Annotated in this window: 10 protein-coding genes; 6 read left to right on the forward strand and 4 right to left on the reverse strand. The window is 66.0% G+C overall.

Annotated features, from left to right (window positions below):
• Nucleotides 1–18: 18 nt before the first annotated feature.
• Together ACY65G_RS19355 and ACY65G_RS19360 are read right to left on the reverse strand one after the other, a co-directional pair.
• The gene (locus ACY65G_RS19355) at nt 19–4,185 is read right to left on the reverse strand and encodes a DEAD/DEAH box helicase (RefSeq protein ID WP_464998926.1); all 4,167 of its coding nucleotides are present in this window, start codon (nt 4,183–4,185) and stop codon (nt 19–21) included.
• Nucleotides 4,182–6,131 carry a S9 family peptidase gene (locus ACY65G_RS19360; protein ID WP_464998927.1) on the reverse strand — a complete coding sequence of 650 codons (1,950 nt, stop codon included), beginning with the start codon at nt 6,129–6,131 and terminating at the stop codon, nt 4,182–4,184. The genes ACY65G_RS19355 and ACY65G_RS19360 overlap by 4 nt, the downstream gene beginning before the upstream one ends.
• A gap of 70 nt (nt 6,132–6,201) precedes the next feature.
• On the opposite strand from ACY65G_RS19360, the gene hemE reads away from it, so the two are divergent.
• The 4 genes from hemE (at nt 6,202) to ACY65G_RS19380 (ending at nt 12,697) form a co-directional block, all read left to right on the forward strand.
• Nucleotides 6,202–7,281, forward strand: a complete 1,080-nt coding sequence (hemE, locus tag ACY65G_RS19365) for a uroporphyrinogen decarboxylase (protein WP_464998928.1) — start codon at nt 6,202–6,204, stop codon at nt 7,279–7,281.
• A 601-nt stretch (nt 7,282–7,882) separates the two neighbouring features.
• Nucleotides 7,883–9,916 (forward strand): primosomal protein N', encoded by a 2,034-nt coding sequence (locus tag ACY65G_RS19370; protein ID WP_464998929.1) that lies wholly within the window; start codon nt 7,883–7,885, stop codon nt 9,914–9,916.
• A 76-nt stretch (nt 9,917–9,992) separates the two neighbouring features.
• Nucleotides 9,993–11,438, forward strand: a complete 1,446-nt coding sequence (locus tag ACY65G_RS19375) for a dihydrolipoyl dehydrogenase (RefSeq protein ID WP_464998930.1) — start codon at nt 9,993–9,995, stop codon at nt 11,436–11,438.
• Between the two features lie 149 nt (nt 11,439–11,587).
• Nucleotides 11,588–12,697 carry an HD-GYP domain-containing protein gene (locus ACY65G_RS19380; RefSeq protein ID WP_464998931.1) on the forward strand — a complete coding sequence of 370 codons (1,110 nt, stop codon included), beginning with the start codon at nt 11,588–11,590 and terminating at the stop codon, nt 12,695–12,697.
• A gap of 12 nt (nt 12,698–12,709) precedes the next feature.
• On the opposite strand, the gene ACY65G_RS19385 is transcribed toward ACY65G_RS19380, so the two are convergent.
• Entirely contained in the window at nt 12,710–13,192 is a 483-nt protein-coding gene (locus ACY65G_RS19385) for an SRPBCC family protein (protein WP_464998932.1), read from the reverse strand.
• A gap of 136 nt (nt 13,193–13,328) precedes the next feature.
• Between ACY65G_RS19385 and ACY65G_RS19390 the strand changes: the two genes are divergently transcribed.
• Both ACY65G_RS19390 and ACY65G_RS19395 read left to right on the forward strand, forming a co-directional pair.
• Nucleotides 13,329–15,401: a UvrD-helicase domain-containing protein gene (locus tag ACY65G_RS19390; RefSeq protein ID WP_464998933.1), complete on the forward strand. Its 2,073-nt coding sequence runs from the start codon at nt 13,329–13,331 to the stop codon at nt 15,399–15,401.
• A complete protein-coding gene (locus ACY65G_RS19395) occupies nt 15,398–15,610 on the forward strand; it encodes a SlyX family protein (protein WP_464998934.1) in 213 nt (70 codons plus the stop codon). Before ACY65G_RS19390 ends, ACY65G_RS19395 begins: the two co-directional genes overlap by 4 nt.
• Nucleotides 15,611–15,741: 131 nt before the next feature.
• Here the strand turns inward: ACY65G_RS19395 and ACY65G_RS19400 are convergent, their stop codons facing one another.
• Nucleotides 15,742–17,034 carry a GMC family oxidoreductase N-terminal domain-containing protein gene (locus ACY65G_RS19400; RefSeq protein WP_464998935.1) on the reverse strand — a complete coding sequence of 431 codons (1,293 nt, stop codon included), beginning with the start codon at nt 17,032–17,034 and terminating at the stop codon, nt 15,742–15,744.
• Nucleotides 17,035–17,042: the final 8 nt, after the last annotated feature.

Below are 17,042 nucleotides of genomic sequence, written 5' to 3' on the forward strand. Positions count from 1 at the left end.
GTTAGCCTCAGGAAAACTTTATCGGCGCAGCCCTTCCTCCAGCATGGCCAGCATGTCCGCGGCATTCATCCGCGCCGCCATCTCGCTGCCGTCCAGCAGGCTGTCGGCCAGTTCGCGCTTGTGCCCGTGCAGTTCGACGATGCCTTCCTCGATCGTGTGCCGCGCCACGAGGCGGTAAATGGTCACGGGGCGCTGCTGGCCCATCCGGTGCGCGCGGTCCGATGCCTGGTCTTCCACCGCCGGGTTCCACCACGGGTCCATGTGGATCACGTAATCGGCGGCCGTCAGGTTGATGCCCACGCCGCCCGCTTTCAGGCTGATCAGGAACACGTCCCCTTCGCCGGCCTGGAAGGCATCGACGCGGGCCTTGCGGGCCGGCGGCGGCGTGGCGCCATCCAGGTACTGGTAGGCGATGCCGTTGCGGTCCAGGTGGTCGCGGATCAGCCCCAGGTGGTCGACGAACTGGCTGAACACCAGCACCTTGTGCCGGTTTTCCAGCAGGCTGGCCAGCAGTTCGGCGAAAGCGGCCAGCTTGCTGCTGTCGAGTTTCAGTTCCGGCGCCACCAGGTTGGGGTTGCAGCAGGCACGCCGCAGCTTCATGATCTCGGCCAGGATCTGGATCGATTTTTTATCCGCCGGCGCATCGATGGACGCCAGCTTGTCCAGCGCCTCGCGGCGCAGCGATTCGTACAGCGCGGTCTCTTCCTTCGACAGGTCCACTTCCAGCACGATCTCGGTGCGCGCCGGCAGTTCGGTCAGCACCTGCGCCTTCGTGCGGCGCAGGATGAAGGGCCCGATCAGCCGGCGCAGCCGGTTGCGCGCGCCCACTTCGGCCTTGCGGTCCTGCTGGCGCTCGATCGGGCCGGCAAAGCGCAGGTTGAACTGGTCCAGCGATCCGAGCAGGCCCGGGTTGATGAAGCGGAACAGGTTCCACAGTTCGCCCAGGTGGTTTTCCAGCGGCGTGCCCGTGCAGGCCATGCGGAAGTCGCCCGACAGGGCCATCACGGCCTGCGAGCGTTTCGTGGCCGCGTTCTTGATCGCCTGTGCTTCGTCGAGCACGATGGTATGCCAGCGCTGCTTCGTAAAACGTTCCGATTCCAGCTGCAGCAGGCCGTAGCTGGCGATCACCAGGTCGAAGGGGCTCGCACTGTCGATCATTTCCGCGCGGTCGCCCGCGCCGAACAGCTTCACGTTCAGCGTGGGCGCGAAGCGGGCCGCTTCGCTGGCCCAGTTCAGGCATACGGAAGTGGGGGCAACGACCAGCGCCGGCCCTTGCGGGGCGCGCAGCAGCAGCAGCGCCAGCGCCTGCACCGTCTTGCCCAGGCCCATGTCGTCCGCCAAGCAGGCACCCACGCCCCAGTGCGCGAGCCGCGCCAGCCATTCGAAGCCTTCGCGCTGGTAGTCGCGCAGCTCGGCCTGCAAGGTGGAGGGAAGCTGCGGCTGGTACTCGGCCTGCGCGGCGATGCGGGCGATATGCTCGCGCCACAGCTTGTCCGCTTCCAGCCCGCCCACTTCGCCGGCCAGTTCCTCCAGCACGAAGGCGGCCAGTTGATGGACCTTCGCGCCGGCATCGTCACCCTCGCCATACGCATCGAGTTCGGACAGGCGCCGGTACAGTTCCTCGGACAGCGCCAGGAACTGCCGGTCCTTCAGTTCGATGAAGCGGCTCTTGCCGGCGCGGATCAGGTCGAGCAGCGAGCGCAGGTCCATCACGCGCTCCTCGTCCACCTGCAGCTGGCCGCTGACGGCGAACCAGTCCTTCTTGCTCTTGATCGACAGCTTCAGCTGCTTCGTGTGGATGGGCGGCGTGACCCGGAACTTTTCGCCCTCCGGCCAGCCGACCACCACGCGATCCGGTCCCAGTTCCTGCAGTTCGGCCAGCAGCTGCAGGCACAGCGCGGGCTGGCCAAGCAGCCATTCGCCATGTTCCTGCTCGGCCCCTTCGAGCGCCGTGCATTTCAATACCAGCTGGCGCTCGGCATCGCGCTCGCCGGCCAGGTTGCGGCGCACCTGCACCGGCTTGCCGCCGACATCCGTGATGACGGTTTCGGCACCCGCGCCGGGCGCATAGTAGGGCCCCGCGTCGGGCAACGGGCGCACCTGCACCTGCATCCGCAAGCCTTGCTGGTAGGGCAGCAGGTGCACATGCAGGCGGATATCCGGATCGACCGCGCCGGCAGCGGCCGTGCCGCCGCCGATGTCCGACTGCACGGTGACGCTGGTGGCGACCGTGCCGATCGCTTTCAGCACCTGTTCCTTCGCATGCAGCGGCACCGTCAGGCCATCGCCGACGATGGCGGCGATGCGCCGGTGCTCGTCGTTGACGGCCACCACGCGGATGCGGTTCGGTGCCTCGCGCAACGCGACCGTCCGGTCGGCGGTCGAAAGATTGGGGTGCAGCGACAGGTGCAGCTTTTCCTTGCGTTCCTGCACCAGCAGTTCGGGCTCGCCGCCCGTGATTTCCACGCGCGTGTCCGGCGCATCCATCCAGAACACCAGCGGGTGGCCGACGAGCGCCGGCAGGGCGTCGGTCGGATCGATGTCGTAGCGCAGGCCGGACGAATAAGCCTGCCGTGACGGCGCGATGTGGGTGCTCAGGCGAATGTCCTGCGGTGTCAGGAAATCCAGTTCCGCGGCGTCCTCGGAGAGCCGCTTCAAGGCGATGGGGCGGCCATTGCTCCACTGGCCCTTGGCGCTGCGCTTCTGTTCGCGCGGTTCGAGCTCGTTGATGCCGGACCGGTCGCTCCAGGTGATCATCCACACCAGGCGCGTCTCCCCGGCGGAGGGCGCTGTTTCCTGGTGCAGGTTGATCAGCGCATCGAGCTGGCGCTGCCAGCCTTCCTGCCGCTCGAACCAGGTTGCCATGTCGGGCAGGCCGAGCGTTGCCAGCATGTCGTTCGCCCGCGCCTCGGCCCCTTCGTCGCCCAGGTGCCCCAGCAGGCTTTCCGCCTGCGCGGCGATCAGCATGTAGCCCGCGGCCCCGGCGTTCTGCGCCAGGTCCTGCAATTCGGCGCGGCGCTGTTCCAGCTGCGGCAGGCCGAGCCACCAGTACACGAGTGCCTGGAACAGCTGCGCCTGCAATGGCGTGTCCCAGGCGCGGGCCACCACCACTTCCGCCTGCAAGGTGCCGGCGCGCACCTGGCGCAGCATCGACAGCATGGTATAGGTGCCGCTGTCCGGATTCTGCTGCGCATGCACGGCGACATCGAGATAGCTCTCGGCCGTCTTCAGCGCTTTCGCGTCACCGGCGCGCAGCAGCGCCAGCACGTACAGGTAGCCGCCGAACCCGGCAAATACCTGCTTGCGCTTGCCGGTCTCGCGGCGGATCGATTTCAATGCCCCTTCGAAGCCGGATACCGCGTCGGTGACATGGCCGCGCAACAGCATCAGCGTGCTGGCGTAGAAAAGCGCCCATGGGCTTTTTACCACCTCCAGGTAGGCGACGGCCTGCGGCAGGTTGCCACACAGGATCGCATCCTCGCCCATCACCAGCCGCAATCCGTCCGATACGTCCTGCCGGCGCCGTTCGAAGTGCCTCTCCGCCGCGCCGCGCACGTGCGGCGCCAGCGCAGGTTCGCGCTGGGCATGCTGGAGCAGCAGCATCAGGATGTCGTCCTGCATCGCCGGGTGCACCAGCAGCAGCATGCCGGCCTCGAACGGCCGCGCGAAGATGTCGACGATCGGGTGCAGCTGCGCCGCTTCATACGAGCGCAGGCAGGCGGCCAGCAATGGCGCCACGTCCTGCGGCGGCTGGCCGCGCAGCAGTGCCATGCGCAGCCGCGCCACGCCGTGCCGGTAGCTGCGCGGTTCCGGCGTGCCATCCCAGCTGCGGCGCATCGGCGTGAGCGTGTCGTAAGCCGTGTAGATATCGTCCAGCATGTGCGCGCCGATGGCCGCGCGGATGGCCGGCCAGCGCAGTTTCGCATTGCAGAGATAGCCGCGGCCGACAACCAGACTGGTGAAGGCAAGGCGCTCCAGGTGAGCGAGGATCTCGTTGCTCTTGGCCTGGTTGAACGCACGGCCTTCGTCATCGCGCAGGCTCATCTTGACGATATGGTCCAGTACCGCCGACTTGCCCATCGGTTCGCCGACCAGGGCGAGGAGGGCCAGCACGGTCTTTTCGCTCGGGTGCAGCGTATCGAATTGATCCTGCAAAGACTGGTCCTGCAAAACCCGGTCGTTCATGCGGCGCCGTCCAGATTATGGATGGCTACCGGTGCCGGAGCGGCAGCATCGTGCAGCCCGAACATGCGCTGGTAGAAATACAGCTCCGCTTCCAGTGTGCGCACCGTCGATTCGCCTTTCCTGAAGCCATGGCCTTCGCCTTCGAGTTCCACGTAGGCGACCGGCACGCCGCGCTGGCGCAGCGCCGCCACCATCGTTTGCGACTGCTGCGGCGGCACCACCTTGTCGTCCAGGCCCTGGAAGAAGATCATCGGGCAGGCCAGCTTGTCCACGTGGTGGCTGGGCGAGCGTTCCAGGTACACCTGCCGCGCCTGCGGCTGCGGCGCGATCAGGTATTCGTTGTAGTGCGATTCGAACTTGTGCGAATCGTCGTCCAGGCCCTGCAGGTCGGACACGCCGTAATAGCTTGCGCCCAGCTTGAATACGTCGTGGAAGGCGAGTGCGCACAGCGTGGTGTAACCGCCGGCGCTGCTGCCGCGGATGATCAGGCGCTCGCCATCGGCGCGGCCCTGTTCGACGAGCCAGCGCGCGCCGGCCACGCAATCCTCCACGTCGACCACGCCCCATTGCCCCTTCAGCGCATCGCGGTAGGCGCGGCCGAAGCCGGTGCTGCCGCCGTAGTTCACGTCCAGCACGCCGAAACCGCGGCTGGTCCAGAACTGCGTGGCCAGCTTCAGCGTGCTGGCGGCCATGCCGGTCGGGCCGCCATGGCCGATCACGATCACCGGCGGTTTTTCACCGGCCGGCGCGGTCATGTCGCGGTTGTGCGGCGGGTAGAAGAACGCATGGGCGGTGCGGCCATCGGCACTCGGATAGCTGACGCTTTCGGGAATGGACAGATAGCCTTCGTCCGGCAGCGTGTCGATCGAGCGGGCCAGCACCTGCAGTTCGCCGTTCGCCAAATCGATGCGCGCGATCTCGGCCGGTATCGTCGGGCTGCCGCCCAGCAGCGCGATGAAGCCGTCGCCGGTGCGCAGTTCGCGGATCTCGTCATACGGATTCGGAATCGCCTCGAGCCTGGCGCTGCCGATCACCAGCCGGGCCAGCTTGCTGACGCCCTTGTCGATATACGTGCAGGCGATTTCGTTGGCGGACAGGAAACCGTACAGCGAATTGCCGAAGGTCCAGTGCGGGCCGGCGAATTCCGCTTCCAGCGGGCAGATCGCCTGGATCACGTCGCCGTGGCGGTACAGGTTCCACCAGCCGCTGCGGTCGGAAACGAAGTACAGCCGGCCGTCCGGCGACCATTCGGGCTGGCAGATCGATTCGTCCGGCCCGCCCGCCACCAGCGTGGGCGCCGCGGGGGTGCCATCCTCACCGATGGCGGCCAGCCACAGCTCCGTGCCCTGCCATGGCATGCGCGGGTGGTCCCACGTCAGCCAGGCCAGTTGCCGGCCATCCGGCGACAGCCGGGGCGACGAGTAGAAGTCGTGGCCCTGTGCGAGGACGGTTTCCCTGCCATCGAAGCCGATCGCGCACAAGGTGTTTTCCGGCTGGGCGTGGGAAGCGGGATCGTCCGGGTGCCGCTCGCGCACGGCGACCAGCCGGTGGCGGGCGCGGTCGACGATGAAATCGGCAAACCGCTGCCGGCCCTCGGCCGTGAACGGCACGGCCGGCGCGTCGCCATCCTTCCGGTACAGCCGGTTGTCGCCCGCATGGGAAAAGAACACGGTGTCGCCCTCCGCGGCATAGGCGCCGCCGCCATATTCATGCACGCGCGTGCGCACGTTCAGCGGCAGGGGTGTCAGTTCATCCACCCGTTCCGTTTGCAGGCGCAGCAGCGTGGTGCGGCCTGCTTCGCTGGCCCGGCCAGCCAGCCACAGGACATCGGTGCCGGCGATCGCCAGCGATGAAAGCGGGGTGGCGCCGGCGGCCACCATCGAGGCGCTGACTGGCGAAGGCCAGGTACCGAAGGAAGCGGTTTGCAAGGAGGTTTGAGCGGCCATTTCGGGGGCGAGTGAAAAGAACGGGGGGATGCGATAATACCCGCTTTCGTCCCGCATTTCATTGCCAGCCATGCCACAATTCGCCCCGCTCCAGAACGACACCTTCCTGCGTGCGCTCCTGCGCCAGCCGACCGATTACACGCCCGTGTGGCTGATGCGCCAGGCGGGCCGTTACTTGCCGGAATACAAGGCCACGCGGGCGAAGGCCGGCTCCTTCATGGGCCTTGCCACGAACCCCGATCTCGCCACGGAAGTCACGCTGCAGCCGATCGACCGCTACCCGCTGGATGCGGCGATCCTGTTTTCCGACATCCTGACGGTGCCCGACGCCATGGGCCTGGGCCTGTATTTCGTCGAGGGCGAAGGACCGAAATTCGAACGCCCGCTGCGCACCGAGGCGGACGTGCAGGCATTGCGCCTGCCCGAGCCCGGCTCGCTCGACTATGTGTTCAAGGCCGTGACACAGATCCGCACCACGCTGAACGGCCGCGTGCCGCTGATCGGCTTTTCCGGCAGCCCCTGGACGCTGGCGTGCTACATGGTGGAAGGGCAGGGCTCGCGCGAGTTCCATACCATCAAGAAAATGCTGTACAGCCGGCCGGACCTGATGCACCACATCCTCGATGTGAACGCGCGCGCGGTGGCCGAGTACCTGAATGCGCAGATCGACGCCGGCGCGCAGGCGGTGATGATCTTCGATTCGTGGGGCGGTGCGCTGGCCGACGGGGCTTATCAACAGTTTTCGCTGCAGTACATGCAGCGCGTGGTGGCGCAACTCAAGCGCGAGCATGACGGCGTGCGCATCCCAGCCATCGTCTTCACGAAAGGCGGCGCGCACTGGGCGGAAGAAATCGCCGCCATCGGTGCCGATGCGATCGGGCTGGACTGGACGGCCGATATCGGCAAGGTGCGTGCCGCGGTGGGCGACAAGGTCGCGCTGCAAGGCAATCTCGACCCAGCCATCCTGTTTGCCGGCGCCGAGCAGATCCAGGCCGAAGTGCGCCGCGTGCTCGATGCCTATGGCCCCCACACGACCGGCCATGTCTTCAACCTGGGCCACGGCATTTCCCAGTTCACGCCGCCTGAATCGGTGGCCGTGATGGTCGATACGGTGCATTCGCACAGCCGCAAGCTGCGTATCGGCGGCTGACCCTGCGGGGTTTGCACAGGCAAACCCGACTTATGCACAATTTTTCTGGTTGCCAAAGTAAAAGGCAATCAGGAAAGTTTAACGGCAGCAAAAAATCCAAGTGGTTGATTTGACTGATTAAAATCCATCTTGGAAGTTAGGATGCTTTGCGATAAGTAAACCTTATTTCCGGGTCTGGCCAAGGTTGCGACAGCATTCTCCACAAAGTTATCCACAAAAACTGTGGAAAAAATACAAAAGCGCTTAGTAAACCGCGACTTACCTTTTGTTCTGCTGCATTGCATGAATTTTAAGCAAGCAATAGTTTCGCTACGGTCGAGACTGCTTGGTAAAATAGCCGGTTCCGCATGCCTGCATCCCTCTTTCGTGGATCGCTCAGGAACATGAGCGGAGGCGACTTATGCACAGCAAGATTCCAAATTCCCTCATTTTGGCCGCTCTCGGGAGCGATTTTTAAGTCTTTGATTTTAAAAAGAAAAAATTGTGAAATTTGGCGTTTCCATGCCTCATCATTGGGTTGGGAATGCACGTTTCCGGGAATTACGGATTCAATGTCCACAAAGTTATCCCCAGAATTTGTGGATAGTTCACAGGTAATCTGATGCCCCATTGCATACTCCGCATCGCACTCGACACGCCACTGCATGCGGTGTTCGACTACCGCTGGCCCGGCGCGCAAGGCGACCGGCCGCAGGTGGGCCACCTGGCACTGGTGCCGTTCGGCAAACGCGAGGTGGTGGGCATCATCGTGGCCGTCAGCGACGACACGGACGTGCCCGAGGAAAAACTCAAGGATGCGCTGGCGGTGCGCACGCAACTGGCGCCGTTGCCGGCACAATGGCTGGCACTGGCCGGCTTCGCGGCCGAGTATTACCAGCGCCCGTTGGGCGAAGTGGCACTGCCGGGCGTGCCGAAGAACCTGCGCCTGCCGACCACCGTGGCGCTGGACCGGGCGATCAAGAAGCTGGCGAAGACGGCCATCGGGCACGACCCGGACCCCGTCGGCATGCCGGTGCTGAATCCGGAGCAGCAAGATGCGGCCGATGCGATCGGCGGCGCCGCAGGATTCGCGCCGATGCTGCTGTATGGCGTGACGGGCAGCGGCAAGACGGAGGTCTACCTGCAGGCCTGCGCCCAGGTGCTGGCGCGCGAGCCGGACGGCCAGATCCTCGTGCTCGTACCCGAAATCAACCTGACGCCCCAGCTGGAAGGAAATATCCGTGCCCGGTTCCCCGGCGTCATGCTGGCCACCTTGCACAGCAGCCTTGCCGAAGGCGAACGCATGCTGCACTGGCTGGCGGCCCACCAGGGCCAAGCCCGCATCGTGCTCGGCACCCGCCTGGCGATCCTTGCGTCATTGCCGCACCTGAAGCTGATCGTCATCGACGAGGAACACGATCCGTCGTACAAGCAGCAGGAAGGCTTGCGCTATTCGGCGCGCGACCTGGCCGTGTGGCGCGCCTGGCAACTGAAGATTCCTGTCGTGCTGGGATCGGCCACGCCGTCGCTGGAAAGCTGGCACCACGCGCAATCGGGCCGCTACCGCAAGCTGGCACTGCGCGAACGGGCCGTGAAGCAGGCCGTGCTGCCGGCCGTCAAACTGGTCAACATGGAGCACGACAAGCCCGATGGCGGGGTGACGATGCAGCTGAAAGCGGCGCTGCGCCAGCGGCTCGAGCGGGGCGAACAATCGCTGCTGTTCCTGAACCGGCGCGGCTATGCCCCGGTGATCTGCTGCGAGTCCTGCGGCTGGGTCAGCGATTGCCAGCGCTGCACGGCATTCATGGTATTGCACAAGGGCGAGTTCAAGCTGCGCTGCCACCACTGCAGCCTGGAGATGCGCATTCCGCGCCATTGCCCCACGTGCGGCAACATCGACCTGCAGCCGCTGGGCCGTGGCACCCAGCGCATCGAGGAAAACCTGCGCGAATGGTTCCCCGAGGCGCGCATCCTGCGCATCGATGCCGACTCCACGCGCCGCAAGGGCAGCGCCCAGGAAGCGTTCGACACCGTGCACCGCGGCGACGTGGACATCCTGATCGGCACGCAGATGGTCGCCAAGGGGCATGACTTCAAGAAGCTCACGCTGGTCGGCATCCTGAACCCGGATACGGCGCTGTTTTCGCAGGATTACCGCGCCAGCGAGCGGCTGTTCGCACAACTGATGCAGGTGGCCGGCCGCGCCGGCCGCACCGCGCAGGCCGAAGGCGGCAGCGCCAGCGAGGTGCTGGTGCAAACGCGCTACCCGGAGCACCCGCTGTATGGCGCGCTGGTCAACCACGACTACGACCGCTTTGCCGGCGCACTGCTGGCCGAGCGCGGGCAGGCCGGCCTGCCGCCCTACCTGTTCCAGGCGATGCTGCGCGCCGAGGCGCCGGAACTGGCGAAGGCGATCGACTTCCTGCAGGCGGCGCGCGACTGCATGCGGGGGGAGGGCATCGCGGAAGGCATCACGATCAACGACCCGATCCCGATGAGCATGACACGGGTGTACAACGTCGACCGCGCGCAATTGCTGGTGGAGTCGGCATCCCGGCCGGCCTTGCAGGCGTTCCTGAAGGAGTGGATGGCACGCTTGCGCGACATGAAGTCGCGCGTGAAATGGTCGCTGGAAGTGGATCCGATCGATATCTGACCAACTCCAGCGCGACGGCTTGCCGCCGGCCGCGCTGTCCTGGTGTACGATGCCGTCAGATTTCCTGGAGACCATCATGAACACGATTCGTTGCGACGTGGCCGTCATCGGCACGGGTACGGCCGGCCTGTCGGCCTACCGCGCCGCCCGCGCGGCCGGCAAGCACGCGGTGCTGATCGAAGGCGGGCCTTACGGCACCACCTGTGCAAGGGTGGGCTGCATGCCCAGCAAGCTGCTGATTGCCGCGGCCGAGGCCGCGCATGCGCTGCATGCGGCGCCGGGTTTCGGCGTGCACCCCGGCGCCGTGCGCATCGACGGCCCGGCCGTGATGGATCGCGTGCGCCGCGAGCGCGACCGCTTTGCCGGCTTCGTCGTCGAGAATGTCGAAGGCTTGCCGGCGGCGGACAAGATCCGCGGCTACGCGCGCTTCGCGGCACCGAACCGCCTGCTGGTGGACGACCATACCGAGGTGCATGCCGAACGGATCGTCATCGCCACCGGGTCGACGCCGATCGTGCCCGAGGAATGGGCACAGGCCGGGCCACGTGTGATCCACAGCGATGCCGTGTTCGAATGGACGGACCTGCCCGCATCGGTGGCCGTCATCGGTACCGGCGTGATCGGCCTGGAACTGGGCCAGGCGCTGCACCGGCTTGGCGTGCGCGTGGGGCTGTACGCGCGCGGCAACAGCGTCGCGCAACTGAGCGACCCGGCCGTGCTGGCCGAGGCAAGCAGCGTGCTGAAGCGGGAACTCGACATTCGCTTCCAGTCCCAGGTTGTATCGGTGCAGCCGGATGGCGAGCGGCTGGCGCTGACCACCCGCGATGCTGCCGGCAACGAGCAAGAGGAGCATTACGATTATGTGCTCGTGGCGATCGGCCGCGCGCCGAACGTGCAGGCGCTGAAGCTGGACCTGGCCGGCATCGAGCGCGACCGCCGCGGCGTGCCGCTGTACGACCGCACCACGATGCAGTGCGGCACCAGCCCGATCTTCATCGCCGGCGATGCCAACGACGAACTGCCGCTGCTGCCGGAAGCAGCCGACCAGGGCAGGATCGCCGGCCACAATGCCGCGCTGTACCCGGACGTGCAGCCCGGCCTGCGCCGCACGCCGCTGGCGATCGCCTTCACCGAACCGCAGATCGCCACGCCCGGCGCCGGATGGCGCGCGCTGGCCCATAGCCACGAGGGCCGCTTTGCCGTCGGTGAAGTCTCATTCGGCAACCAGGGGCGCAGCCGCGTCATGTTGCAGAACCAGGGGATGCTGCGCGTCTACGGTGAATATGGCAGCGGCCGCTTCCTGGGGGCCGAGATGATCGGGCCGCGCGCCGAGCACATCGGCCACCTGCTGGCATGGGCCGTGCAAGCCGGCCTGACGGTATCGGCCATGCTCGACATGCCGTTCTATCACCCCGTGGTGGAAGAAGGCGTGCGCACCGCACTGCGCGACCTGGCCGAGGCATTGAAACATCCGCCCCCGGAGCCGGTACAGCCATGCCCCGACTGCACGCCGGGCACGTAATCGACTGGACTTGGAAACAACGCTTCTTGATTTTCCCCGAAAGCAATTGCCATTGCCTTACATTATTGCTATAACTATTGATATAAAGCAAAAGCAAACAGGCGTATGCAGCCTAAATTCATACGCGCAGGCAATACTTGGGGGACATCATGACGATTCGGCGACTAACCAGGAGCGATATCCGCGCCGGCGAACCGCTCGCCTGGGATGTATTCGGCGAAAACGGCGCACTGCTGGTGCGCAAGAGCTATCTGCCATCATCGGAACTGCAGGCGGCCAGCCTCGTCGAGCGGGGCTTCATCGACGACGCCACGTTGCCCGATACGGAGGCGGCCACCCCGCCGCCGTCCGTGCTGCGCCTGCTGAACCATGCGGTCGCCGAACTGGAACCGCTGCTGCACCGGATCGCGGCCGGCGGCGGCGGCGTGCAGGCCGAGCTGGAGCAGGTTGCGCTGCTCGTCGCGCAGGCCGTGGAAATCAGTCCCGAAGTGGCTGCCGCCTGCATCCTCCACAACCAGCGCGCCGCGCCGTATGCGGTGCGGCATTGCATCGACACGGCCGTGGTGGCGCAGGTCGTGGCCCGCGCGGTCAAGCGGCCGGCTGCCGAAATGCTGTCGATGACGCTGGCCGCGCTGACGATGAACGTGGCATTGCTGGGCCTGCAGGACGAGCGGGGCACTCTCTCCGACGAGGAAAAGGCGCTCGTGCACAATCACCCGGAACAGGGCGTGGCGCTGCTGCGCCAGGCCGGCATCGGCGATCCGCTATGGCTCGACTGTGTACTGTCGCACCATGAAAACGAGAATGGCAGCGGTTATCCGTGCGCGCTGGTGGGCGATGCGATCGCGGTTCCCGCCAAGCTCCTCGCGCTGGCCGACCGGTTCTGCGCCCGCGTATCGGACCGGCCGTTCCGCAAGCCGATGCTGCCGAACGCGGCGCTGCGCGACATCCTGCTCGATGCCCGGCATGCGCTGGATGCCCAGCTGGGCGCCGTGCTGATCCGAGAACTGGGCATTTATCCCGTCGGCACCTTCGTGCGCTTGCTGAACGGCGAAGTCGGCGTGGTCTCGCGCCGTGGCCTGAATTCGACCACGCCGTATGTGCAGTCGTTCATCGGCCCGCGTGGCGCCCCGCTCGACGTGTTCCTGCAGCGCGACACGCGCGCCGACCTGTCGGCCATCCGCGACGTGCTCAGCGCCGACCAGGTCGACACCCCGATCCGCATGGACCAGGTGTGGGGCAGGGCGGCGCTGCCCTAGACACCCGATCCGTCAGTTCAGCATCGCATCCAGCCGGCCTTCCCCGGCCAGCTCGCGCAGCACGCGGATCGTGTCGATATCCGATTCCTGGTAGGCCGAGCGGCGGAACTCGTCGAACATGGCGTTCTCCTCGTCCTCGCGCGCATTGTGCGCATCCTCGTATTCGAACCGCACGAACAGGTGGTCCTGTCCATGCGATTCGATCGTCATCGTCAGGCTCGACCTGCTGATTTCGCCCTGCGCGGCCACTTCGTAGCGGATGCTGTTCGGGTAGTCCAGCACCACCGTATCCTCGATCACCAAGTCGCCATAGCGCTGCGTGCGCCTGAAGCCCTTGTCGTTGCGTTCCCCGATGCGCACCTCGTCCAGGTGCGGCACGAACAGCTTCGGCGATTCAGCGCGCAGCACCAGGCCACGCCAGACCTGCTCATGGGTGAGGGAGTCGATCAGCGGGTTCAGTGGATCGTTAATTTCTATCAAATGTTCGAATTTCATAGCATGGCAAGAATGTCGTGAGCCGGATGCCACTATATTCCTTCGAAGCGGGAAATATCAATGCCGAGGCGGTACAATGCTCGGCTGTGCCTGCGTGATCCGCACTTTCATCCCTGCTTTCAATCCTCTCTCCACCATGTCCAATGCACCCAGATTCGGCCTGAACGGGCCGCAAAGCGAAGCCGTGCTGTATCTCGACGGTCCCGCCCTCGTGCTGGCTGGCGCCGGCTCGGGCAAGACGCGCGTGATCACGCAAAAGATCACGTACATGATCGAGGAACGGGGCTACGATCCCCGCACCATCGCCGCCCTCACGTTCACCAACAAGGCCGCGCTCGAGATGCAGGAGCGCGTCGCCAAGCTGCTGAAGCAGCCCAAGCAGGCCAAGCAGCTCACGGTGTCCACGTTCCACTCGCTGGGCGTGAAGATCCTGCGCCAGGAAGCGAACCACCTGGGCCTGAAGGACCGCTTTTCCATCATGGACAGCGACGATTGCTACTCGCTGGTGCAGGACATGGCGCTCACCACCGACAAGGGATTGATCCGCCGCATCCAGAACGACATCTCGCTGTGGAAGAACGGCCTGGTGACGCCGGAACTGGCGATCCGCAACGCCAAGGATGAAGACGAGGCGCAGTCGGCGCGCATCTACGCCAGCTACGTGAGCACGTTGTCGGCCTACCAGGCGGTCGATTTCGACGACCTGATCCGCCTGCCGGTGGAACTGTTCCGCGACAACGACCCGGTGCGCGACAAGTGGCAGCGCCGGCTGCGCTACCTGCTGGTCGACGAATACCAGGACACCAACACCTGCCAGTACGAGCTGCTGAAACTGATGGTCACCGGGGTCGGCAAGAAACCCATGTTCACCGCGGTGGGCGACGACGACCAGGCGATCTACGCGTGGCGCGGCGCATCGGTGGAAAACCTGGCCAACCTGCAGGTCGATTTCCCCGACCTCCGCCTGATCAAGCTGGAACAGAACTACCGCTCCACCACGCGCATCCTGCAGGCGGCCAACGCCGTCATCTCGAACAACCCGAAGCTGTTCGAGAAGGCCCTGTGGTCCGAGCACGGCCTGGGCGAGCCGATCAAGGTGCACGCGATGGCCAACGACGAGCAGGAAGCCGACCAGGTGGCGATCATGATCTCGGCCGACCATTTCGAGCGCCGCAACAAATGGTCCGACTACGCGATCCTGTACCGCGGCAACCACCAGGCCCGCATCATCGAACAGGCGCTGCGCAACCAGCGCATTCCGTACACGATCTCGGGTGGCCAGAGCTTCTTCGACAAGGCCGAGATCAAGGACATCATCGCCTACCTGCGCCTGCTGGCGAACCAGGACGACGACCCGGCCTTCATCCGCGCCGTGACCACGCCGCGCCGCGGCATCGGCCAGTCCACGCTCGAAGTGCTGGGGGCGTTCTCGGGCCAGTGGCAATGCTCGCTGTTCGAAGCCGTGTTCAAGGGCGGTATCGAAGCGAAGCTGACGGACCGCCAGCTGCAGCCGCTGCGCGACTTCTGCAATTTCATCAACGACCTGGAATCGCGCGCCAGCCGCCCGGGCCAGGCCGGCAGCGGCGACAATGCCGCCCAGGTGCTGGATGACATGATGGAAGCGATCCACTACGAGCACTACCTGTACGACACGCTCGAGGAACGGGCCGCGCAGAGCCGGTGGCAGAACGTACTCGATTTCATGGGCTGGCTGAAGGACCGCGGCCGCGGCGGCAAGGACCGCGACGGCGAGGAAAAGAACGTGCTGGAGCTGACGCAGATGGTGGCGCTGATGTCGATGCTGGAGGGGAAGGACGAAGACCTGGACTCGATCCGCATGTCCACGCTGCACGCGTCGAAGGGGCTGGAATATCCGCACGTGTTCCTCGTCGGCGTGGAAGAGGGCATCCTGCCGCACAAGGGCGATCCCGATGCGCCGGTCGAAACGCTGGCCCAGCGCATCGAGGAAGAACGCCGGCTGATGTACGTGGGCATCACGCGCGCGCAGCGCACGCTGCAGCTTACGTGGTGCAAGAAAAGAAAGCGCGCCGGCGAGCAGGTGCATTGCGACGTTTCCCGCTTCATCGCCGAGATGCAGCTCGACGTGGGCGATGCGCCGCCGAAGGAAAGCGAAGTGATCTCGCCACGCGAACGCCTGGCCCGCATGAAGGAATTGCTGGCCACCCCGAAAACAAAGGAAATCACGTGAACACCGAAGAACAGAACGACGCGCGCTTTATCGACATCGAAATCAAGCTGGCCCACCAGGAAGACCTCGTCGAATCGCTGAACGCGCGCATCTACGAGCAGCAGAAACAGATCGACCAGCTCGAGGCGATGGTCGCCCGGCTGATCGAGCACATGCGCACACGCGACACGGCGCAGGCGCCGGTCAACGAACGGCCGCCGCACTACTGACTGGCGCCGCTCCCGGCGCCAGTGCCATAAGTCATGGTCCGCGGCCGTGACGAACGGCACATGCGGCACGCAGCAGTGGTTGCGTCTGGCCATGTCGTGTTCGTCTACATGTCGTGACCGTTCATCTCCCGCTACGACGTGGACAGCTGCCGGCCCAGCCGCCGGCCCAGGCACAGCAACGTGAGGGTGGGCGGCAGCCCCCAGGGTGCCGGCAGCACGGCGGCATCGCAGACGAACAAGCCTGGCGTGCGCGTTTGCAGGTCGGTATCGACGACCGCGCCGATCGGCGCCGTGCCACCCGGGTGGGCGGCGAAATGGTGGCTGCTGAAGATATGCCGTGCGCCGGCGGCAAGGAGAATGTCGCGCGCGACCGCCACGCCGCGGCGGAACTTCGCCTTGTCGGCCGCCGTCAATGTCTTGTCCACCCAGCGCGGGCCGGTGGCGCCGCCAGCTTCGTCGGCGATCTTCACCATGATCGACAGCGTGCGGCGGTGCGCTCCCAGGCGGTCGAAGCGGCCCACCTGCGCGGCAAAGGCGCTGTACATCGGCCGCGGCAGTGTAAGGTCGGCGAACGATATGCCCTCGTCCGGCAGCGCGAGGCCGGCCGCCATCGGCACTTCCGCGCCGCCGTCGAGATCGGCAACGCTGCCCATCACCGCCACCACCGGGTCGCTGAAGAATGGCACCGTGGCCGGCGCCAGGCCCGATGCGTGCAGCAGCCGCGGGCTGCCGATGCCGCCGGCCGCCAGCACGACGACGGGCGCGCGCACCGTGTGCACCGTGCCGCCGGCCGTGACTTCCACGCCGGTTGCGCGGCCGTGCTCCACGATCACCTTCTCCACGCGCGCATCGGCCACCAGCTGCGCGCCATGCCGGCAGGCTTCGTCCAGGAAGTCCCGCGCGGTCCATTTGGCGCCGAACGGGCAGCCATACACGCAGCGCCAGCAGCCGGTGCGGCAGATTGCCGGGCGGATCATCTTGTCCAGCTTGTGCCAGCCCAGGCCGGCGCCCAGCGCCGCCGCCATGATCCGCTGCGCCATCGGGCCGACCAGGTCGTCGGGCAGGGGGCCGAGCGGCAGTTCGGCACGCAGCGCCCGTTCGTCGCCGGCCAGGTCGATGCCAAGGTTGGCAAACGACCGGGGCGGCGAAGCGGCGGTGGCGAAGTTGATCGTGGAACTGCCGCCGGCCGTGATGCCGCGCACCAGCAGCGACGCATCGCGGTGGAAGAACGCGCCCTTGCCGGGAACGGCCGCCATCGCCGCCATCTGCGCCAGCGTGCCGGCCACCGGCGCGGCGCCGCCGCGTTCGAGCACCAGCACGCGCGCACCGGCCGCGGCCAGCGTGCGCGCCACGCTGGCGCCGCCGGGGCCGCTGCCGGCAACGATCGCGTCGTAATGGGGATGGAAGGAGGGCATGGGCATCATGGTATACC

The organism is Pseudoduganella sp. jia 12 (genome assembly GCF_055502675.1).